Origin of the sequence: Desulfotignum phosphitoxidans DSM 13687, assembly GCF_000350545.1 — a bacterium.
Taxonomy (GTDB): Bacteria; Desulfobacterota; Desulfobacteria; order Desulfobacterales; family Desulfobacteraceae; genus Desulfotignum; species Desulfotignum phosphitoxidans.
Window position 1 is genome coordinate 523,941 of the sequence record NZ_APJX01000001.1, and the last position, 20,214, is coordinate 544,154.

General features: G+C 49.4%; 20 protein-coding genes. 7 read left to right on the plus strand and 13 right to left on the minus strand.

All coding sequences use genetic code 11. The features are described 5' to 3' along the window. Position 1 precedes the first annotated feature (1 nt). The 4 genes from DPO_RS02480 to DPO_RS02495 all read right to left on the minus strand — a co-directional run bounded on the left by DPO_RS02480 (position 2) and on the right by DPO_RS02495 (position 4,813). Positions 2-1,639, minus strand: a complete 1,638-nt coding sequence (locus DPO_RS02480) for a 4Fe-4S binding protein (RefSeq protein ID WP_006964070.1) — start codon at positions 1,637-1,639, stop codon at positions 2-4. 92 nt (positions 1,640-1,731) lie between these two features. Next, a complete protein-coding gene (locus DPO_RS02485; protein WP_006964071.1) occupies positions 1,732-2,655 on the minus strand; it encodes a DUF362 domain-containing protein in 924 nt (307 codons plus the stop codon). A 42-nt stretch (positions 2,656-2,697) separates the two neighbouring features. After that, positions 2,698-3,582 carry a LysR family transcriptional regulator gene (locus tag DPO_RS02490; RefSeq protein WP_006964072.1) on the minus strand — a complete coding sequence of 295 codons (885 nt, stop codon included), beginning with the start codon at positions 3,580-3,582 and terminating at the stop codon, positions 2,698-2,700. Between the two features lie 124 nt (positions 3,583-3,706). After that, on the minus strand, positions 3,707-4,813 hold the full coding sequence (locus DPO_RS02495; RefSeq protein WP_006964073.1) for an NADH:flavin oxidoreductase: 1,107 nt from the start codon (positions 4,811-4,813) through the stop codon (positions 3,707-3,709). Positions 4,814-5,068: 255 nt separating this feature from the next. Between DPO_RS02495 and DPO_RS25470 the strand changes: the two genes are divergently transcribed. Both DPO_RS25470 and fabG read left to right on the plus strand, forming a co-directional pair. Beyond that, positions 5,069-5,794 (plus strand): polyamine aminopropyltransferase, encoded by a 726-nt coding sequence (locus DPO_RS25470; RefSeq protein ID WP_006964074.1) that lies wholly within the window; start codon positions 5,069-5,071, stop codon positions 5,792-5,794. Positions 5,795-5,811: 17 nt separating this feature from the next. Further along, a complete protein-coding gene (gene fabG, locus DPO_RS02510; RefSeq protein WP_006964075.1) occupies positions 5,812-6,555 on the plus strand; it encodes a 3-oxoacyl-ACP reductase FabG in 744 nt (247 codons plus the stop codon). Between the two features lie 262 nt (positions 6,556-6,817). On the opposite strand, the gene DPO_RS26660 is transcribed toward fabG, so the two are convergent. Beyond that, positions 6,818-6,916: a hypothetical protein gene (locus DPO_RS26660; protein WP_083911959.1), complete on the minus strand. Its 99-nt coding sequence runs from the start codon at positions 6,914-6,916 to the stop codon at positions 6,818-6,820. Positions 6,917-6,979: 63 nt separating this feature from the next. On the opposite strand from DPO_RS26660, the gene DPO_RS24360 reads away from it, so the two are divergent. Next, positions 6,980-7,162: a hypothetical protein gene (locus DPO_RS24360; RefSeq protein WP_083911960.1), complete on the plus strand. Its 183-nt coding sequence runs from the start codon at positions 6,980-6,982 to the stop codon at positions 7,160-7,162. Between the two features lie 280 nt (positions 7,163-7,442). Beyond that, entirely contained in the window at positions 7,443-8,642 is a 1,200-nt protein-coding gene (locus DPO_RS02525; protein WP_006964077.1) for a HEPN domain-containing protein, read from the plus strand. 277 nt (positions 8,643-8,919) lie between these two features. Here DPO_RS02525 and DPO_RS02530 read toward each other — a convergent pair whose 3' ends face one another. The 3 genes from DPO_RS02530 to DPO_RS02535 are packed head-to-tail and all read right to left on the minus strand — an operon-like array spanning position 8,920 to position 10,876. Next, positions 8,920-9,969, minus strand: a complete 1,050-nt coding sequence (locus tag DPO_RS02530) for an IS91 family transposase (RefSeq protein ID WP_006964078.1) — start codon at positions 9,967-9,969, stop codon at positions 8,920-8,922. A 2-nt stretch (positions 9,970-9,971) separates the two neighbouring features. Continuing rightward, on the minus strand, positions 9,972-10,172 hold the full coding sequence (locus DPO_RS26665; protein WP_201765599.1) for a tyrosine-type recombinase/integrase: 201 nt from the start codon (positions 10,170-10,172) through the stop codon (positions 9,972-9,974). After that, positions 10,121-10,876 carry a site-specific integrase gene (locus DPO_RS02535; RefSeq protein ID WP_006964079.1) on the minus strand — a complete coding sequence of 252 codons (756 nt, stop codon included), beginning with the start codon at positions 10,874-10,876 and terminating at the stop codon, positions 10,121-10,123. Before DPO_RS02535 ends, DPO_RS26665 begins: the two co-directional genes overlap by 52 nt. Before the next feature lie 493 nt (positions 10,877-11,369). Here DPO_RS02535 and DPO_RS02540 point away from each other — a divergent pair, with 493 nt between their 5' ends. Then, entirely contained in the window at positions 11,370-12,914 is a 1,545-nt protein-coding gene (locus DPO_RS02540) for a Fic family protein (RefSeq protein ID WP_006964080.1), read from the plus strand. A gap of 75 nt (positions 12,915-12,989) precedes the next feature. Continuing rightward, positions 12,990-14,267: a radical SAM protein gene (locus DPO_RS02545; RefSeq protein ID WP_006964081.1), complete on the plus strand. Its 1,278-nt coding sequence runs from the start codon at positions 12,990-12,992 to the stop codon at positions 14,265-14,267. A gap of 578 nt (positions 14,268-14,845) precedes the next feature. Here DPO_RS02545 and DPO_RS02550 read toward each other — a convergent pair. The 5 genes from DPO_RS02550 to DPO_RS02570 form a co-directional block, all read right to left on the minus strand. Then, entirely contained in the window at positions 14,846-15,040 is a 195-nt protein-coding gene (locus DPO_RS02550) for a hypothetical protein (protein ID WP_006964083.1), read from the minus strand. A gap of 368 nt (positions 15,041-15,408) precedes the next feature. Beyond that, a complete protein-coding gene (istB, locus tag DPO_RS02555) occupies positions 15,409-16,203 on the minus strand; it encodes an IS21-like element helper ATPase IstB (protein WP_006964084.1) in 795 nt (264 codons plus the stop codon). Beyond that, entirely contained in the window at positions 16,203-17,723 is a 1,521-nt protein-coding gene (istA, locus tag DPO_RS02560; protein WP_006964085.1) for an IS21 family transposase, read from the minus strand. Before istA ends, istB begins: the two co-directional genes overlap by 1 nt. 429 nt (positions 17,724-18,152) lie before the next feature. After that, positions 18,153-18,836: a TIGR04283 family arsenosugar biosynthesis glycosyltransferase gene (locus tag DPO_RS02565; RefSeq protein WP_006964086.1), complete on the minus strand. Its 684-nt coding sequence runs from the start codon at positions 18,834-18,836 to the stop codon at positions 18,153-18,155. Between the two features lie 13 nt (positions 18,837-18,849). Continuing rightward, positions 18,850-19,497: a TIGR04282 family arsenosugar biosynthesis glycosyltransferase gene (locus DPO_RS02570; RefSeq protein WP_006964087.1), complete on the minus strand. Its 648-nt coding sequence runs from the start codon at positions 19,495-19,497 to the stop codon at positions 18,850-18,852. 232 nt (positions 19,498-19,729) lie between these two features. Here DPO_RS02570 and DPO_RS02580 point away from each other — a divergent pair, with 232 nt between their 5' ends. Continuing rightward, positions 19,730-20,200 (plus strand): HAD family hydrolase, encoded by a 471-nt coding sequence (locus DPO_RS02580; RefSeq protein ID WP_006964088.1) that lies wholly within the window; start codon positions 19,730-19,732, stop codon positions 20,198-20,200. Positions 20,201-20,214 lie beyond the last annotated feature (14 nt).

Below are 20,214 nucleotides of genomic sequence, written 5' to 3' on the forward strand. Positions count from 1 at the left end.
ATCAGAAAGGAAATTCTTCGCTGGTATCGATCCGCTGTTCCACCGCCTTTTCCACGGGTTTTTTCGCTTTCCTGTGAACGGGATTCCCGTCCACATAAATGGCTTTGTAGGGTTTGGTGGGGCAGGCATATTCACACCCCCCGCACCCGACGCAGATATCCGGATTCACCTTTGGGATCAACAGGTCCCGGTCCGGCAGTGTCAGATAATGAACCATGTCCACGGCCTTGGTGGGGCAATGCTCGGAACAGGCCCCGCAATTGGTGTTGTCCGTATATACCACGCAGTTTTCTTTGATGAATCGGGCCACTCCCACTTGGGCCTGCTGCTTGTTTTCCCGGGAAAGGGGCAGGATGGCGCCCGTGGGGCAGACCTCCAGACAGTCCTTGCAATCATAGTTGCAGTGCCCGGATCGAAAATCCATTTTCGGCTGCAGCATGCCGGACAGACCATAATCGAGCAACGCCGGGACCAGGATCCGGGACGGACACACGGAAACGCACAGATGGCAGGCTGTGCACAGGGATGAAAAACGGGCCACGCTGACGGACCCGGGGGGTGAAATCGGGCCGGTTCTTGTTTCCGGAATGGTGGTGGGCCGGGCCTGGACCGCTGAATCGACCGGATCGACCGGATCAGCTGAATCAGCTGGATTGACCAGGCCGGCATCCACCCGGCTGGACCCCAGTCCCATGCCCGCTGCGGCCAGACCGATCAAAAACCCCCTGCGCCCGGGTTTTGCCAGGTTTTGGCGGGTCGGCCGCCGCCAGTGGTTCTGGATGGCAATCCCCTGTCCCGGACAGGCAGCCAGGCAGTTGAAACAGGCCACACAGCGGTGGACATCCACGGTCTTTTCCTTAAGATCGATGCATCCGGCCTTGCAGACCCGCTGGCACCTTCGGCAGCTGTCACAGGCATCCGGGGAAATGCGGATCCGAAACAACGATATTTTTGAAAACAGCCCCAGCAGCGCCCCCACGGGACAAAGCGTGTTGCAGTAAAGACGGCCATGGCGGGCACTCAACCATCCCACCACCAAGAGTGTGACCAGGGCAATCCCGGTGGCGGCCGGGACAAATACCGGCCACCGGACCCGGTAAAGGGCATGGCTTCCCACCTGCTCCAGCACCAAAGCCCCCAGGTTGTTTGCACCCAGCACCAGGGGACGGAAAAGCGTTGACACCATCCGGCCGAAACTGCTGAAGGGATCCAGCAGGTTGAGCACAAGCCCGCTGCCCGCCAGAAAAACCAGCACCGTCAGAATCAGGACTGCATACCAGAGAAAATAATGGGGCCGGGAATAGGAAAACCGGGGTGTTTTCTGTTTTTTTCCCGGCCGTGAAATCCTTTTTCGTGCCAGACGGCTGACCATATCCTGGAAAATTCCCAGAGGGCACACAAACGAACAGTAGACCCGGCCGAACATCAGGGTGAGGATCAACACCAGGATGAACCCTGCCGCCCCGATGGCGGCAGTGTCCAGAAACTGGAGCAGGGACGGCACAAACTGCAGATACAGCACTTCCCCGGCAATGGCCCGGAACCCGGAATCCCTGAAATCCAGGAATAGAAAAAGGGTCAGCAGAAAAAACACCAGAGCAAAAAATATCCGCAGCAGTCTGAGATGTCGTATCTTCATCTATTCAGGGCCCGGTCCTGTGACAATCTTCAAGGTCCAATCCTGTGACCATCTGATTCTCTGGCAGTCTGATCGATCGATGTCCGGGCTGATCACAACCGGATCCGGTTGATGGACAGGTCCGCCAGGTTCATTTTCCCCAGATTCATGTCCGAGGCGATCTGAATGTGACGGATGTCGGCCGGTTCCGTGCCGAACAGTTTGGCGGCCGCCGCGTCCGCCGCCACAAAATCGGTGGAGATCACCTGGGCCTTCATGGACACCACATCATTGACGGACACCCCCCGGGGGCCGTTGCGCATCATCACATTATAAGCGTCCACCACCGTGAGGTCCGGGGGCCGGAAAGAGGCAAAATCCGCAATGCACTGGTGAAGATCGTTTCTATGCCAGTACCAACGGTCCCACACCACGCCCATCAGGTTTTTCATGCCGATAGTGACCATGGAAGAGCTGTGGTGTTTCAACACGGGCACATTGATGAACACATCCGCTTCCAGAAGGGCCTCGTGCACCCTGGCTTCGGCGAGCCGTCTGCCCATGGGCACGTCCACCTGCTGATAATACCCTTTGCTGTCACCGGAGATGATTCTGCCCCCGGCATCTTTCACGGCTTTTTCAATGCCGCTGTTCCGATAGGTCCGGACCCAGTTGTCGCAGGTGTGGTCAAACACGGTCACATCCTTTGCCCCGGCGGACAGACAATGTTCCACAATCCGCTTCACCAGCGCCGGATGGGTGTTGCCGGCCCGTTCCGGGGGCACGTCCCAGCCGATATTCGGTTTGACCAGAACTTTGCTGCCTCTGGGCACAAAGGTCTGGATCCCGCCCATGGCGGCGATGGCACTGTCAAACATCTTGTCCGGTTCTCCGCCCCGGACGGCCACCAGGTCCCAGGCAGAAGTGCCGTCTCCCTGGGAGGCGGCCCAGAGCCGGCCCATTTTTGGGAACACCAGCGTGGATCCGGCTGCGATCCCGCTGGTGATGGTTTTTTTCAGAAAATCTCGTCGATCCATGGCATCGTCTCCTTCCACTTCTGTTACGATTCACCTTTCCAATTAGTGCAGGCGCAGCGACCGGATGTGCCGGATCAGGTCCGGGAAAGGCGGTTTTTCAAAATTGCGCTTTTTCAGGTAGATGTTGATCTGGTCGTTGAGCACTTCCGTGTCCGGGAACAGCTCCATGAGCTGACCGCTTTCCAGCTCCTTGAGCACTGTGTACCGGGGAACAAATCCCACCCCCATGGATGCCAGGGCCGCATTGATAATGCCCCTGACACTGGAAATCCGGATCACGGTGTCACACCCGAAATCCGCATGGCCGGCCAGGGCATTGATGAAATTCTTCCACCAGCGCAGGTCTTTGTCAAAAGACAGCAGGCGGCACCGGGACAAATCGGCAATGGATTGAATCCGGTGATCATCCATATACGACCGGCTGGCGATCACCACATATTCTTCTCTCATCAACGGCACACACACCAGGGTTTCATGCACATGGGGAATGCAGTCCACAATGATGTCCAGGTCATCCGACAGCAGCGGCGCCAGCAGATACGGGTCCAGAAAAAAATCCACATGCACATGGGGGTGTTTGTTCAAAAACGGCGCCATGCCCTTGATGAGCACGGAGGACCCGAACTCCGACGGGGCCCCCAAAGTGAGGGAGATCCGGTGCCCTTTGCCGGCGGCCAGGCGGTCCAGGGTATCATCGATCCGGTCAAAAATCCCGGCACACTGCTGAAACAGAAATTCGCCTTCCCGGGTGAGGCGGAACTTTCGGCCGGCCCGGTCCACCAGGTCATACCCCAGATCCGCCTCCAGTTTTCGGATGGCATGGCTGACGGCGGACTGGGTCAGGCACAGGCGCTGGGCGCACCCCGTGTAGCTTTCAGCCTTTGCCAGGGTATGGAAGGTTTTCAGTTTGTTCAGATCCACCTGCATTGAATTCCTCTAAAGAATATGCGGCCCGGTAGGAATGTATCAACGATCCATTGTACCACGAAGGACACGAAGATCACGAAAGATCATCAAGACACAATGTGTTGCGCCAGGCCGTGCATGGCCTTTATTCAGTGTTTTCCCGCTGTTCGGTCACACAATAGATACCTTCCCCCCTGAATCCCGGACGGAAACACAGGTTGTCCGAACTGCACAGGGCCGGGCGGGTGTCCCCGCTGCGCCACCGGTTGATCAGGCCGGGTTCCCGGATCAAAGGCCGGCACATGGAAATATAATCTGTCACACCGCCGGCAACCAGTTCCCCTGCCTTTTCAAGGGAACGGATCCCTCCCACCAGGATGACGGGAATGTCCAAAGCCTGTTTATATGCCGCAGCCCCCTGCTCAAAGTACGCTTCCTTTTCCGGCTTGTTAATGCCCATCCGGCTGGGGGACAATGTTTTGCTGGTGAGAAACCCGCCGGACACCTCAATGGCATCAATGCCTGCCTGGGCCAGCAGTCGGGCTGCCGCAACGGAATCCTCCAGGGTCAGGCCGCCGTCCACATCATCCTGGGCATTGATTTTCACCAGCACGGGAAAATCCGTCCCCACGGCCTTTCGCACGGCAGCCACGGTGTCGCACAACGCCCGGCTGCGGTTTTCAATGGACCCGCCGTATGCATCCTGCCGCCGGTTATAGACCGGAGACAGAAACTGGCTGAACAGGTATCCGTGGGCCGCATGGATCTGGACCCCGTCAAATCCGGCTTCTTTGGCCCGTTCAGCCGCCCGCACATACGCGGACACAAGATTTTCAATATCTGAGAGGGTCAGTTCATGGCGGGGGGTTTTTGCCAGGCCGTCATACACGGATACCACATGGGGCGGGGTCCGGGTCAGGGTTTCGGCGGCAAACGTGCCGGCATGGGCCAGCTGAGCCACCATTTTTCCGCCGGCTTTGTGCACGGCATCGGTCATGGATGTCAGGCCGTTGATCAGCTCATCCTTGTATATGCCCATCTGCTTTGGGCCTGCCTGGCCTTCGGGCAGCACATAGGAATGCCCGGAAATGATCAGGCCGACCCCGCCTGCGGCAAGGTCCGTTACAATGTCTGTCAACCGGGAGGTCACAGCCCCGTCATCCGCAGCCATCCCTTCCCAGGTCGCGGACCGGACAAACCGGTTGGCCAGTGTCATGCTGTTAATCTGTGTGGTGTCAAATAAATCGGTCATACGCTTTCCTGTATCCTTTTTGGGATTTTATGTTTACCTCATATTAATAAAGCACATGCGCCGTCATATCAAGCGCTCTTTTGATCACAGGAAAAGACCCGGGCCGCAAAATTTGAAATTCACATCCCGGGCCGCCTGTGCTATGGTCCAGAGCAGACTGAATCTGTTTGCCGGAAATCGGTTCTGTTCCAGCCCGGAAAAGCAATTTGATTTGCAACAGGCACTGCATGACCGTGCCAAAAATTTTGGAGACGTATGGACCCTTTGTTTGAAGAACTGGATTGTCAGCACACCCGGCTGGGGGAATTGAGCCTGAGACGGCGCCGCCTGATGCAGCTGGACGGCAGACAGATTTACGAGGTCAAGCTGGGGGATGATTTTCTGATGTCCAGCCTGTTCCATGCGGCGGAAACAAAAATGGCGGAAATCAGCCGGGCCATGATGAAAAAATCCGACCTGACTGTGGTGGTGGGAGGCCTGGGCCTGGGATATACGGCGGCGGCGGCCCTGGCAGACCCGCGGGTCCGTTCTCTGGTGGTGGTGGAATACCTGGCACCGGTAATCAGCTGGCACCAAAACAATCTGGTGCCCCTGGGAAACCAGCTGTGCACAGATCCCCGGTGCCGGCTGATCCATGACGATTTTTTCGCCCGGAGCCGGGATGTACTCCAGGGATTTGATCCGGATTTTCCCGGAAAAAAGGTGGACATCATTCTTCTGGACATCGACCACACCCCCAACCGGGTCCTGCACCGGACCAACACCCGGTTTTATACGCCCGACGGCTTGAATGAACTGGCCGGGCACCTGAATCCCGGCGGGGTGTTTGCCCTGTGGTCTGACGATCCCCCGGAAAAAGCGTTCACCGATTTGCTGGAAAGCGTGTTCCCGGAAGTTCATGCCCACACCGTAAATTTCAAAAACCCGTTCACCGGCGGCACGGCTGAAAACGCCGTCTATGCAGCCAGAACAGACAAATAATCCCTGAAGGAGCGACCATGACTTCAGATATTCAGACACCCGGGGAAGTCGCCCTGGTGACCGGTGCCGGCCGGGGTATCGGCCGGGCCATTGCCGTGGACCTGGCCCGGTCCGGCCGGTTCGTATATATCAACTACAAATCCAATGCCACAGCTGCAAAAAAAACCCTTGAACAGGTCAGAGCCGCGGGTTCCGACGGGGCGTTGCTGTGCTTTGACGTCACAAACGAAGCCGCTGCCCACGCCGCCTTAAAAACCATCTACAAAGAAAAAGGATTCATCGACATCCTGGTCAACAATGCCGGGATCCGGGACGACATGCTCCTGGTCCGGATGAAATCGGAAACCTGGCAGCAGGTCATGGATACCAACCTCACCGGTTTTTTCAATTTGACCAAACCCGTGGTCAAAAAGATGATCTCCAAACGCAGGGGAAGAGTGATTAACATCACCTCCGCTTCCGGCCAGATGGGCCAGGCCGGCCAGGTGAATTACTCGGCGTCCAAAGCCGGGATTATCGGTGCCACCATGGCCCTGGCCAAAGAGATTGCCAAACGCAACATCACGGTGAATGCCGTGGCCCCGGGTTTCATTGAAACAGACATGATGGACGGTCTTCCTTTGGAACAGATCGTCCAGTCCGTCCCGGCGGGCCGTTTAGGAAAACCCGAGGAAGTGGCCGCAGCCGTCACCTTTCTCTGCTCCCCTGAAGCCGGATATATCACGGGCCAGGTAATAGGCATCAACGGGGGCCTCTGTTAGAAGAAATCCGGCAAAGGTCAGGTACCGGATCCTGGATAGGCGCCACGGGTGGGGCGCGTATAAAAAAACGGGTGCCCCAGCAGACCATATCACGGTATTTACCCAAAATGTTAGAATTTACCAAATGGGTAAATACGGATTTATCGAAGGGTTTTACCGTCCCGCAGGTGGCGCAAAAGCACGGCTGGCCTCAATCTCTGGTCTGGTCACAGGCATTGGTAAAAGCCGATGATTTTGACCGGTTCAAGGCACTGCAATGGCTTCACGCATTTTGTAACTCATCCAGGATTTGATCATCATCAAGATTTATCACGGCTATTTCCATACGGCCCAGTTCATCCATAAATTGTACCTTATTCATATTACACAGCTCTGCGGCGCACCCAGAGCCTCACCGTGTTCCTCCAGCAGCTGGGCCGGGGGCTTGCGGCATGCCCCGGATAAAGAGTGCCTGACCGTGCTGGATTTTGTGGGCCAGGTGCACCGGGAATCTAAGTCCAACACAACCCTGAACTCGCCCACAAGACAAAACCTGGTGCATTACACTGCCCGGGGACACACCACCCTGGTGTTTGCCTGGGTCCGGAAAAGGTTTGTTGCAACATAATTCCAAAATGGTTGAATGTTGGCAGGTTTCATGATAACGAAACTATGGTTGAGATTTTAGAAAGTTAAGATTTGCAAGATGGTTGAGGTTTTAGTTTTTTAATATGGTCAAATAGCATTCAAATATACAGGATAAACAGAACCACACATCAACTTGTTCCCGCCGCTGCGCGGCGGGAACGGCCCGGGTCAGCCGCCCTTATGAAGTTGCCGCTTGGGCGGGAACAATCCGGTTCCATCCGACTATCGCGGCTGACCCGGGCCGTTAGCCAGGTAAAAATATGACAACTGAGTTTGAGATAATTCAAAACAATTTAAAGAAAGGCTCATATGCCGACTGCTTCAACCAACGGGATACAAGATGCCTAAGTGGGTTACAGCCAAATGTGTGGATGATTCAAGGGCATGATGGAATAATTGCCTATTTTAAATTGGTCCATCGCATTTATAGCACTAAAGACATTAAAGCCAATTATACAATTAAGCATGTCGAAAATAATCTTGACTCCGTAATTTTGAATAACATTGGTAAAGAAAATGTAACAGAAAAAACGATTGTTAATGAGGTTAAAAAACAACTACCTACTGCAACATCAAAAACTTTTGACATAATGCGAAATATTTTTGGCATTAAGCTTTCAAAAAATTATCGGGAAATTGACCCCTTCAAATTTCAAAAAGGAAAGAATGCATACCGCCAATTTTTGCATAAAAGTTCTTTGAATTTGACTTTTATTAAAAATGAAAATGTTGCGGAGTATACAGTTCGCTTTCAAATAAAATCTGTAACGCGTGAACGTGCGCTTGAGATTGCTGATGAAACTTTCACGACATTAGAATATCTGTTCGCTTTTATTTTAGGCCGCAAAGATTGTGGCCATGAAGTAAGGATTCTCAGACAAACTAAAGAAAATCGTTTGTTCCACATGGTAAAAAGCGAAGATGGCCAAATTTCAACAGGTGGGAGTCGTCATAATTTGGTTCATAATCAAATTGATTTAAATGATAAATTTTTTAAAAATTCCAAAGTCAAAAAATTGTTCTCTTTAGTTCCAACTCAAAATTTAAAACCTATTGAAAATAGATTAAACAAAGCAATCTCTTGGATTGGTAAGGGGCTATTATGTGATTCATCTATTGAGTCCATAATTTGTTACTGCTCAGCATTGGAGTCTATTCTCATTCGTAACTCAAAAGCAATTATTTCTCCATCTATTGTTGCATCACTTTCGGAATATTGTGCCTTCTTTTTGGGAAAGTCCCAAGGTCAAAGAAAAGACTTGATAGTAGAAGTAAAAAAGATTTATTCAGAACGGTCTGCTGGCACTCATGGGGGCAAACTTGTCGCTGATCCAATGATAGAAGGAAGTGCTTTAAGCATTAGCAGAGCTATTGTATTTCGAATACTGGAACTATATCCAAACAAAATAAAATCTGAAAAAGATGTAATAGCCTATGTAGATAGACTTAAATATTCGTAAAATTGGCTAACGAATAAGGATAGATCGTGTGAGCGGAGCGAACCAGGATCTTATCCGGTTGTTGAACAAGCCCGGACATGATGGGATGGGGACCATATTATAAGAAAATATCTTTTTTGAGGTGCTGCTCAGAAAGAACCTTCGCATGACCTCTGGGTTTCTCAGGACGTAGAAGACCGGCAGCCTTTTTCAGGCTTTCAACAAAATCAGATTATTTCATGGTGTTAACCGCCTCCTTGTTTTCTGAGTTTACTCCGGGTGATTGCCAAAACTGCTGCTATATCGGGACCCACCCTGCCGGCCGAAAACCGATTATTTTCATCGGTGATTTACAGCAGGGACATTTGAAAACCGGCCTTGGGCGCAGTTTGCTTTTGTTGATCTTGACATGCAGAATCAGCTGAACCAGAAACAGCAGTTTTTTTGCGTTGCTGTGAAGAAATCCGTAATCCCTTACCCGTCGGAACCCTTTGGGTAATACATGCTGCATGATCAAATGCAAAAAGGCTTCTCCCGTGAGGGTCCGATACCGGATCTCGCCGGTCTTGTTTTCAACATATTTGAACGTCACCAGACCATTTTCATTGGAAACAATGTTTTTTTCACTGATCACCCCCCGGTACAGATACCGGGATAAATATTTCAACGCGGTAATGCCTTTTCCGACATTCGCGCAATCAACCACCCATTCCGGCCGAACCCCCTTGGGAATCGGCAACTCTGCGTTGTTCATGGCATCGAGAAAACGGGCACGGAAGACGTTTGCCAGTGCTTTATGATTGAACAGATACCTGCCTTTTTTCTTTTTCCACTGGCGCCTGAGTTTGTCCACACCACCCCCGGGAACAACCACATGGACATGGGGATGGAAATCCAGTTTCCTGTTGTGGGTATGCAAAACCATGGTCATGCCGATCTCAGCGCCAAGATGCCGGGAATTTCGGGCAAAATCCTTGAGAATATCGGTTATACATGAAAACAAGATGGCATAAACGATTTTCTGGTGACGGTATGTCACTGCTCTGAACTCGCATGGCAATGTAAAGGTCACCATGAAATACTGAACCGGCAAAAGTTTGTTCTGCTGCCGGTCTATCCACTGGCTGCCTTCATGGTTCTGGCACTGAGGACAATGACGGTGGCCGCAGGACACTGGGCGCCAGTCGGTATGATTACAATCGGAACAGCCCACATAGACCTCACCCGCCTCCGGCGTTCGGCAGTGGCGTATCCGGTCCAATGCTGCCATGTGACTGGGCAGCACCATGTCATTGTACCGGGCCAGAAATGCATCGTAGTACTCACTGATAACAGAAGCCAGTTTCATGGTTACACCTTCCAGAAATTCACATGAATGGTGTTGACCAGATCATTGATGGTCGTCAGACTGTCTTTTTCGGTGACCTTGGTGATATGGGCATACCGCACCGTTGTGTTGGGGCTGGCATGGCCGAGAAGGGCCTGAATGTGACGAAGGCTTAAGCCTTTTTCAAGGAGATGCGTGGCAAAGCTGTGGCGAAGGGAATGGATAGAGACTTTTTTTTAATACCGCATTCAGCAACTACCACCTGCATGGCTTTCTGGACCCCGCCCCGGTCCATATGGGATTTTGCTTTTTGTATGGTTTCAGGTGACCCGTTTGCATTGGGAAAAAGCAAGGCAGGATGTTGATGTTTTTTCCAGAGTTCGCGCAAACCGGTCAACGTGAGATCCGGCAACGGTACCAGTCGGTCTTTGTGGCCTTTACCTCTGCGGATATGGACGAGCTTACGCGAGGCATCGATATCTCCAACCTGAAGAGACAGGGTTTCTCCCAGGCGAAGCCCCATGGAATAGGTTGTCAGCAGAAATACCCGGTAACGCAGTTTTCGGGTTGCAGCGATCAGTTTTTCCACCTCCGACGGAGTGAGGATATCCGGGATGGTTTTAACCTTGGGAGGCTTGACAATGTCCACCCAGTTCCATTCTTTCTTCAGCACATATTTCCAAAAATGCTGAAGCCCAAGGCGATCAATTTTAACTGTACTCCATGAGTGGGATTCTACCAGATCGGCAAAATAATTTTCAAGCTGCTCCGGTTTGAGTTTGTCCGGACAGCAGTCAAAATAATCCCTGGTCCGGCGAATCGATCGGGCATACGCATCAATGGTTTTCTGAGCTTTTCCTTGAAGCTTGAGAGTCTTTAACTGGCGTTCATAAAGTCTGTTAAAACGATTTACTTCAGACTGTTTCATGGTATACTCCTTGTAAAATTAAATGAATTTCAGGTGGCCGAATTGATCACCCAAAGAGGAGTATACAATATTTTGGCTTTTTCCGCCGCGGAGCGGCTTCGTTCAACGAGCGGCTCAAGCGGACCCGGCGGCCATGTGGCATTTGGAAATCTCTGTCATAATCCGTTGCTCAGTGCCACTTCGGCCGGGCCGCTTAGCCTCATGTTGGACGAAGCCCTGGCGGGCGGATGGAGAGGGTTTCATTGCTTTTACCCAAGGGGCCAACATCGTGAAAGACTCACCCGATAAATCGGGTTCGTCAACAAATAAGATGAAGCTGACATCGGGGATTTTTTTTGGCTGTGCGGTCGCAGCTTATCTTAACGTTAGGCGCAATTGTAACACAAAAACCTAAAAATAATACAACATAATAACCTAAAAATCGCTTGACACAAAAACCTAAAAACAATAAAGCTTGATAATCTAAAAATGACACATTACATATAGGTCAATAATGCCGACACCACAAGATAAGCTTGCAGAATCTCTCGCTGTTTTGAAAAAACTACAAGACGAAGGTATTGTTGCAATCCAAACAAAAAACATAACACGAACCCACCGAGAACGCCTTGTCAGAAGCGGGTTCGTCAAAGAAGTGATGAAAGGATGGTATATTCAAGTCAGCCCTGAAGAGCAGACTGGAGAAAGCACCGCCTGGTATGCATCATTTTGGGGCTTTTGTGGTGATTATCTTAAATCAAGGTTTGGCAATCAATGGTGTCTTTCCCCTGAACAATCATTGAGCATTCATAGCGGGAACTGGAACGTGCCGAGTCAACTTCTTGTCCGCACTCCAAAAGGCGGGAACAAGCCAATCTTTCTTCTTCATGAAACCTCGATAATGGACGTTCGCCTGAACCTGCCGGACAGGAATGATATGGAAATCAAGGAAAACATACGAATGATGACCCTGACCGCTGCTCTGATTTCCTGTGCTCCCGGCTATTATTCAAATAATGCTATAGAGGCCCGCGCTGCACTTTCCATGATCTCTGATGCTTCTCAAATCCTGCACAAGCTCCTTGAAGGTGGGCATAGCACTATAGCCGGAAGGCTTGCAGGAGCTTTCCGAAATATTGGGAAAAATGTTATTGCAGACAATATCATTGGCGCAATGAGAGATGCGGGATTCCGCACTACGGAAAATGACCCCTTTGAAGAAAAACCCGCTATTATTCTTCGTGAACACAAGATTTCTCCGTACGTCAACCGAATACGGATGCACTGGGCGGATATGCGCGGTATTGTCCTTGAAAACTTTCCGCAGGCGCCCTCATTAAACCAGAACACTGATGAATATCTTAAACATGTTGATGATATATATTTGACTGATGCCTATCATTCGCTTTCTATTGAAGGATATCATGTGAGTGAGGGGCTGATTGAACGTGTCCGCACAGGAAGCTGGGACCCAGAAATCAACCACAAAGATAAAGAGTACGCAAATGCCCTGGCTGCCCGTGGTTACTGGCAAGCTTTTCAGGCAGTGAAGAAAAGTTTGGAAAAAATTCTGAATAAAAGCTTGCCAGGTGCGGTGGTAAGTAAAGATCATTCCGTATGGTATAGAGAATTATTTGCCCCAAGTGTAAACGCTGGTCTTATATCTGCATCCGACCTTGCCGGGTACCGAAATCAACCTGTCTATATTCGAAAATCAAGGCACGTGCCACCCCGATACGAAGCTGTGCGAGATCTTATGCCTGCATTCTTCTCTCTATTAAACGATGAAGAAGAACCTTCTGTAAAAGCCGTTTTAGGTCACTTTTTCTTTGTATATATCCACCCTTATATTGATGGAAATGGTCGCATGGGAAGATTTCTGATGAATGTCATGTTGGCCAGTGGCGGCTATCCATGGACAGTCATTCCACTTGAAACCCGAAATGAATACATGGCCACCTTGGAAGAAGCAAGCGTAAAAAAGAATATAAAACCGTTTTCCAGGTTTTTAGCTGAACTTGTCCAAAAAGGGATAACGACTGTTCAACAAGCCAAATGAAGCGGATGATACCGCTTATTTGGTGGTTGGGCATCTGGGCATCGGTTTTCGCAAACGATGATAAAAAGGAAATAGATGAATTTTATTCAGCAGCAGCATTTAATTATCAGTGTTGAAAAAGCAGGCCCTGATAAATTGGTCAAACAAAGCTTTCCTTTGCGATTTGGTAAATATTCAGAAATCAAAACGCCGGATTTTGAGTTTTGCTTTAATCTGAACGGTGAGATCAAATCTATTCGTGGACTTAAGCCTGACTGGCCGCATCCAGCCGAGCAATTTAAGCGGACAGCCGGAAATGATTGGATCTATTATACTGTTGGTGATAAAAGCGGCGATGATGGGATTATTTCCTGGATGGGGGAATATTATCTGCCTTGTTTGCCCTATTCCAGCAACCCGGTATGGGAAATTAAATATTTTTCCAATCCCGTGGTTATGAGTGCATTAGCAGAATGGTCTCAATTGTTTGCCAACCTGTATACGGCAAATTCAAAAGGATTGTACCCCCATGCAAAGGATCTTATAAAACGGATACTGGTCAACGATGAGCGGATTCTTTATGAACGTTCCCAGCATTTGAACAAGATTATCGGCGGCCGGGTTTCAGTACTTCCGCCTGATACCCGGCATGTAGATTATGATATCATTCCTTTGACCATTGCCGATGGATGCCTTTATCATTGCAAATTTTGCTGTGTTAAAACACAACAAAAATTTCAAATAAGATCAAAAGAGAATATCTATGAACAGCTTAGGGCTTTGAAAGATCATTTTGGTGACGATTTAGTCAATTATCATGCTCTATTCCTTGCCAATCATGACGCCCTTGCCGCAGGTGAGAATTTAATTTGTTTTGCTGCAGAAGAGGCATATCAGGCATTTGGATTTAGGCAGCGCATGGATCAAAAGCCGTTTTTGTATCTCTTTGGCAGTGTTGGATCGTTCTTAGAGGCGAAGCCGGCATTGTTTGAACATTTGAATCGATTACCCTTTTACACTTATATTAATATTGGATTTGAATCCATTGATTCAGAGACCCTCTCCCTGATCGGTAAGCCGATTACTTCTGAACAGGCAAAAGAAGCCTTTGAAAAAATGATAGAAATCAATGCGGCCTTTGATCAAATAGAAGTCACTGGAAATTTCGTCGCAGGAGACAATTTATCACCTGAGCATGAACACTCCTTGGCGGACCTTTTAAAATATGCCGATTCTAAAAAACAATCAAAAGGGGCAGTGTATATATCACCGCTAAAGGAAACTTCCAAGAAGAGAGAACTTCTGCCACGATTTTACAAAATAAAAGAGGAAAGCCGCCTGCCGGTATTTGTTTATCTGATCCAGCGATTGTAACTCCTTTCCATCATCCCTATATATGGTTGTTGATTGAATTCTGTAGAGAAAATTCTGTCTGATTTATGCCTGACATGAAGGAACAGATGTTGTCGTTATTGAGTCCGATAATAGAAAAAGGCATTTCATTAAACTCTTTTTAAAGCCGATTGTAATACTTTCAAATTGTAGCGTTGACCAAGTGAGATATGGTGAAATTCCATCAGCTTATGTCGCATTGAAATATACTGAAAATGGCATGGCATTTCCAAATCTTCTTGAGTACGAGGCGCATACAAGGCGATCGCCAGATATATAAAAAATAACTTGATAATCTAATCCACGGGACCTTGTCAAATGTCAATTACTTTGTCCGGTCCGCGTCAATTATCTTGGCCGGTTTTCCCATATTGATAACTGAATTTTGAATGAATAAATTCCGATCTGTTTTTGTTGCAATTTTTATCTTTCATGATCATGCCAATCTCCTTCATTGTAATTGACGTTTTTTCTCGATAGTTGATTGACGAACGACAATTATTATTTGCTTGTACGACAATTAAAAATTCCTGTTTGGAACTACAACCCAAAACGATTAATCAATCCTTCTGATCCTCACAATATTTAAAACCTGCCTTTTTCAAAATATCTTCCAAAATGATTCCGGGTTCTCCTTTTGCCTTTAATTGGTCGAGCATCCACCTTTGGATACGAACATTCACATGAACCCGCTTGAGATGCGGGGGTAATTTTTGTTTTGGTTTTCCTCTATATCCTCCACGGTTACTCTGCATTTCATTCCCTCATATTGATTTAGGCAAGCTCTAAAAGGCTTGTCAATAGGACACTATAGAAAAGTGTGTTACGCTTTACAAAAAAAACCGCTCATTTTCTGTTAAAATTCCCGACCCTCTTTTTTTTATGATAATGTTGTCTTGATATTTTTTCCTGCAGTGATATTGTCACGCCACCAACCCGGAGGATAGGGCAACTGCTGGGAAGCACCCCGAGCGCCGTGGTCGGTGACCGAAGCATGGGGCAGCGCCGGCAAATGCCAGCCTGCCCTACATGCTTTGGTCCACAATGCGTTAAATCCCGGGGGTTTGGGGGCTGGCCCCCATATAAAATCGGACAAAATTCCTTTTTGTTTCACCTTTTTTCATCATGTATATGATTCACCGGAAGGAAGATCCTGCCCCAGGCTTGTGTTGATGTTTCTGGAAATTGCCTGGCGTTTACGAAAACTGTCAGCCTCTATTTCGATAATAGTCGCATGGTGAACCACCCGGTCGATAGCGGCTACAGTCATCGAGGGATCGGTGAATATTTTGTCCCATTCACCGAACGGCTGATTGGATGTGATGATGATACTTCCAGTTTCATATCTGTGGGCGATCAGCTCGAAAAGCACATGGGTTTCGGCATCCGTTTTTTTAACATAACCCAGGTCATCCAAAATGATGACAGAAAATTTATCGAGTTTTGCCAGGAACTTTTCAAGCTGCAGATCAGCACGGGCCTGCTGCATCTCTTGAACAAGTGCCGTTGTCGTAAAATAGCGCACCCGAATTGATTGCTCTATTAAGCCATGGGATATTGCAGCTGCCAGATGGGTTTTTCCAACACCACTGGGCCCAAAAAATAGAAGATTCTCGGCTCGCTTTACCCAATCGCTGTTTTGGGCCAACGCCTCTATCCTTTCCGGCCTTACTGTAGGTGTCTGGCTAAAATCAAATGTTACAAGGGTTTTACCAATCGGAAGGCGGGAGTCCTTTGTAAAACGCTCAATGCGACGGCTGTGACGTTCATTTAATTCCTGCTCACACAGGGCCGCCAGATATTGAGCCGGCCTCCAGTGCTCCTCCTCAGCACGGGTGAGAAAGCTCTCCCATAATCGGGCGATGGTTGAAAGACGTAACTGTTTGAGCAGCACGGGAAGGGCTTCTGAGCTTGCCATCAGAACACCTCCGCAGGTGAGTGCGAGGAAAGCAGAATGTTGTAATCTTCTCCTGAGGCCACCATTATATCGATTTCAGGTATTACACCTTCCTTTTTGTCAAATTTTTTTTGCAGTTCATGAAGCGCCGGGATGTGATCGTCCGTCATTTTTTTAAAGATGTAATCACCAAGTTCCGCTTCCCGATCGGTCCGGTTGGCCAAAGACAAAATTCCCACGATTGCTTTGCAGGCAGCACGGGGATCCAACCTCTGGTCCAGCTGTTCCCAGATATGCCGGTAAGTATCACTGGGCAACAGGTCATCCCGAAGCTGAGAGTATCGAAAAGCCTGCGGTTTACGCTCCAGGCTATTGATCACATGGCGGTAATTGACACTGCGGGACCGCCGGTTATTATCTGGCGGAAATTGCCGGGACAATGTGATGACGTAGGTCGTTCCCAAGTAGGCTTCAATTCTGTCATGGTAGATATGAATGCGTAGCCTCTCTCCTATAAGACGGGATGGAACTGTGTAAATTACGCGGTTCACCAGAATAGTGCTGGTGGTGCTGACGCTGACTACTTTTTCGGTATAATCAACTGTTCTTTGGAGCGGTAGCCCTTTCAAATGCTTATGCTCTTGTGCAACCTTGTCGGCATTGCGGGCATTGATATCTCGAACGATGATATCAAGCCACTGCTGGTAGGCCTTTACAGACTCAAAGTCGACAGAATTGCGGAGCAACAGTGCTTGATGGATGCGATTCTTCAAGTGCCCGTGCGGTGACTCAACTCCACCGTTCTCATGCCCCTTTCCTTTATTATTTCGTGTCGGGATCACGCCATAGTGGCTGAATAATTCTTCGTATCGTCTGGTGACATCTTCCTTTGCATCCTTGTCCATGTTTTTAAACGCTGCGGAAAGGCTGTCGGTACGATGTTCTATGGGGACACCTCCCAGCCGCCAGAATGCATCCTGCAAACCCTCGCTCAGTGCAGTAAATGACTCGCCGCCCAGGACAACTTTAGCATGACACCACCCGCTGTAAATCAACCGGAAATGGTAGAGAAGGTGCTTCAACGGCTCTCCATTGATCGTAATGGTAACTTTTTTCAGCTTTGTAAAGTCTGACAAACCCATACGCCCGGGAATTTTTTCTTGCCGAAACATGACCTCCTTGCCGGTCCCGTTGAGCGCTTTCCATTTTTTCACCCGGCGTTGAAATGTGCGCAGTTTGGTACTCTGAAACTTATCAGGATATTTTATCGCAAAATGTTCAAATAATGTTAACGGTTGAAGCTCGAAATTTTGCTCCAGCATTGGAACAATCTCATTTTCCCAGATATTTTTGAAAGGATCCTTACGCGTTCTCCAATGGCGTACGGCTTTACCTCCAGGGGTAACTTCTCCTTTTTCAATGCGGCGACCTGAACGTTCTGATATGCCAGCCTTTGCGGCTGCTGTTTGTTGAATATGCCCTTTATTTTTTGTGCTCATGTATATCCTTATCTGTTGATCGGTTATGGGTTTACCCGACATCGACACCTCCGTTTTGATGGATTTTAGTGTCGGGGTTCTACCACGATTAACCGGACAAGTTAATTGTCGTCAACCGGACAAGATAATTGTCACACAATAGGACCTGATCTGAAATGGCAAAAGAATTTTTAGTGGACGAGCCCTTTGTCTATTATTGCTGTCCAGATCTGATTTACAAAAAATAAGGACTGGCAGATGTAATGTAGGGTGGAGATGTGGTTGCAGATAATTATCCGAAAGGTGAGTATTCACGACTCTGAAATTTGCCCCGGCGCCTAAGTGAAAAAAAATTTTATCTTTTGAAAGTCTTTTACAGAATCCCGGGTATAACTCAAAAAAGACAAACAACAATGGATTATTCAAAAAATGGGCAATTCCATCAAAATGTTTGCAAACACTTTCCCTGATGCGTTTGACTGTCTGATCCTGTTATTTGTAAAATGCTGCCAGCCGGTCCGGCGGAACCCCGAGATGATACAACAGCCGGATCAGCCAGTTGCGAAGGGTGCAGGCTGCAATCCCTTCTTTGTTCCACCGCCGGGAGGATGTGACGGATTTTTGTTTCAGGATATGGATGCGGCAGCCCTGCTTTCTGATCCGGGTCATCAGTTCCAGGTCCTCCATGATGGGAATCTCCATAAATCCGCCCACCCGGTCAAAACAGTGTTTTCTGATAAAAATGCTCTGGTCACCATAAGGCACCCGGGTCAGCCGGGACCTGAGATTGGCGAACCATTCAATGATCTTCAAAGGAATCCGGTCATCGTCGATCCCCAGAGAAAACGCGCCGCCCATCAGGTCCGGGTTTCCGGAAAGCAGATCTGTTATCAACTGCGGGGCATCTTTCGGCAACAAGGTGTCGGCATGCAGAAACAGCAGAACCTCTTTTTTGGCCATGGCAGCGCCGTGGTTCATCTGCCTGGCCCGGCCTTTGCCGGAATGGATCGTTTTGACCTGGGGCAAGGCAACTGCCGCAAGGGTATCGCCTGCAGGACTGCCGTCCACCACAATGATTTCATGGACCGGTGCGGGAAAAACCGCCTGCACTGTTTCCAGAAACGCGTGAATGGTTTTGGCTTCCTGAAATACCGGCACGATGACGGAAATGTTCATATCCCGGGCCGCCTTATCCGGTCTCACGGGGATCAGATTTGACAAACAGCCCGGTTCCCGCAGAAACAGCCGTCAGATCCGCCAGGGTATCGATGTCTCTCATGGCTTTCAGCAAACACACCCTGCGCCGGGCTGCCGCCAGTTTCTCCAGGGTGATGTCCAGCACATTGGCCGTGCTCCAGGGGATATCATCAAACATGTCAGGAAAAAAATGATCCTTTGTCATGGCCACCAGGTAATACCCCCCGTCCAGGGCCGGTCCGATCACCACATCGCACGCCCCGGTCTTTTGCGCGGCCGCTTCAATGACGGCACCCGGCAGATGGGGCAGATCACTGCCCATCAGAATAACCCGGTCAAACCCAAGGGCAAAGCTCTGTTCAAACGCATCCTGCATTTTATGGCCTAAGTCCGCGCCCTTTTGGATCATAAAACCAACCCCGTTGCCGAGCCATTCCTGATAATCGGACACAAGATGATCCGGATGACAGCTGATCACCACGTCAAAGCCCGTTGACCGGCAGGTGGCCAGCAGGGTTCTGACAAATCCGCGGTACAGCTCCGAGGCTTTTTTCATGCCGATCTGCCTGCCGAGCCGGGTTTTGACCGATCCGGCCCGGGGATATTTTACCATGACAACAATGGCCGTTTTGTTATTCATTGTGAATTTCCGGGCAGTCCGGCAAACCGGTTTTATTTTCATTTCCACTCGATTTCGTCATAAAACACCCATAAACCGAATACTGGAACCTGTCAACCCATGTCCCAAGGTTGCATTGATGGATATCATATTTCCGGCACCTTTGAATTTTGAATCTGGACAGACCGCCCTGTTCTGGTATAGTTCCCTATTGGATGACAACAATGAACGGCACACATAACAGGAAAATATCATGATCCATATCAATATCCCCGGTGCAGGGGAAAAACAGATCCATCATCTGGTTTTTGATTATAACGGCACCATTGCCATAGACGGGGTCCTGATCCCGGGGGTCAGAGAAGCGCTCCAATCGTTGGCCGGCCGGGTGGCCTGCCATGTCATCACGGCGGACACCTTCGGGTTTGTCACCCAGCAGGTGTCAGACATCGATTGTGACGTGGTGATCATCTCTCCCGGGGACCAGGCCCGGCAAAAGCAGCAGTTTATTGCCGCCCTCGGGGCGGACCAGACCCTGTGCGCGGGCAACGGGGTCAATGATGTGCTCATGCTCAAACAGGCCGCCATCGGGATTGCCGTGCTCCAGGAAGAAGGCCTGGCCGCAGGCGCGCTGGCTGCCGCCGATCTGGTGGTCAAAGATATTCTGGACGTTTTTGCCCTGCTGGACACACGGGAACGAATCATGGCCACCCTGAGAAACTGATCGATGCAATGCCT

Excerpts from the sequence above, each read along its gene's own strand:
- DPO_RS02495 (WP_006964073.1), bottom strand. The coding sequence starts at position 4,813 with ATGACCGATTTATTTGACACCACACAGATTAACAGCATGACACTGGCC.
- DPO_RS02535 (WP_006964079.1), bottom strand. The coding sequence starts at position 10,876 with ATGAAACAGTCTGAAGTAAATCGTTTTAACAGACTTTATGAACGCCAG.
- fabG (WP_006964075.1), top strand. The coding sequence starts at position 5,812 with ATGACTTCAGATATTCAGACACCCGGGGAAGTCGCCCTGGTGACCGGT.
- DPO_RS02545 (WP_006964081.1), top strand. The coding sequence starts at position 12,990 with ATGAATTTTATTCAGCAGCAGCATTTAATTATCAGTGTTGAAAAAGCA.
- DPO_RS02530 (WP_006964078.1), bottom strand. The coding sequence starts at position 9,969 with ATGAAACTGGCTTCTGTTATCAGTGAGTACTACGATGCATTTCTGGCC.
- DPO_RS02580 (WP_006964088.1), top strand. The coding sequence starts at position 19,730 with ATGATCCATATCAATATCCCCGGTGCAGGGGAAAAACAGATCCATCAT.
- DPO_RS25470 (WP_006964074.1), top strand. The coding sequence starts at position 5,069 with ATGGACCCTTTGTTTGAAGAACTGGATTGTCAGCACACCCGGCTGGGG.
- DPO_RS02540 (WP_006964080.1), top strand. The coding sequence starts at position 11,370 with ATGCCGACACCACAAGATAAGCTTGCAGAATCTCTCGCTGTTTTGAAA.
- DPO_RS02550 (WP_006964083.1), bottom strand. The coding sequence starts at position 15,040 with ATGCAGAGTAACCGTGGAGGATATAGAGGAAAACCAAAACAAAAATTA.
- DPO_RS02480 (WP_006964070.1), bottom strand. The coding sequence starts at position 1,639 with ATGAAGATACGACATCTCAGACTGCTGCGGATATTTTTTGCTCTGGTG.
- DPO_RS02565 (WP_006964086.1), bottom strand. The coding sequence starts at position 18,836 with ATGAACATTTCCGTCATCGTGCCGGTATTTCAGGAAGCCAAAACCATT.
- DPO_RS02525 (WP_006964077.1), top strand. The coding sequence starts at position 7,443 with ATGACAACTGAGTTTGAGATAATTCAAAACAATTTAAAGAAAGGCTCA.
- DPO_RS02485 (WP_006964071.1), bottom strand. The coding sequence starts at position 2,655 with ATGGATCGACGAGATTTTCTGAAAAAAACCATCACCAGCGGGATCGCA.
- DPO_RS02570 (WP_006964087.1), bottom strand. The coding sequence starts at position 19,497 with ATGAATAACAAAACGGCCATTGTTGTCATGGTAAAATATCCCCGGGCC.
- DPO_RS02490 (WP_006964072.1), bottom strand. The coding sequence starts at position 3,582 with ATGCAGGTGGATCTGAACAAACTGAAAACCTTCCATACCCTGGCAAAG.
- istB (WP_006964084.1), bottom strand. The coding sequence starts at position 16,203 with ATGGCAAGCTCAGAAGCCCTTCCCGTGCTGCTCAAACAGTTACGTCTT.
- istA (WP_006964085.1), bottom strand. The coding sequence starts at position 17,723 with ATGTCGGGTAAACCCATAACCGATCAACAGATAAGGATATACATGAGC.
- DPO_RS26660 (WP_083911959.1), bottom strand. The coding sequence starts at position 6,916 with ATGAATAAGGTACAATTTATGGATGAACTGGGCCGTATGGAAATAGCC.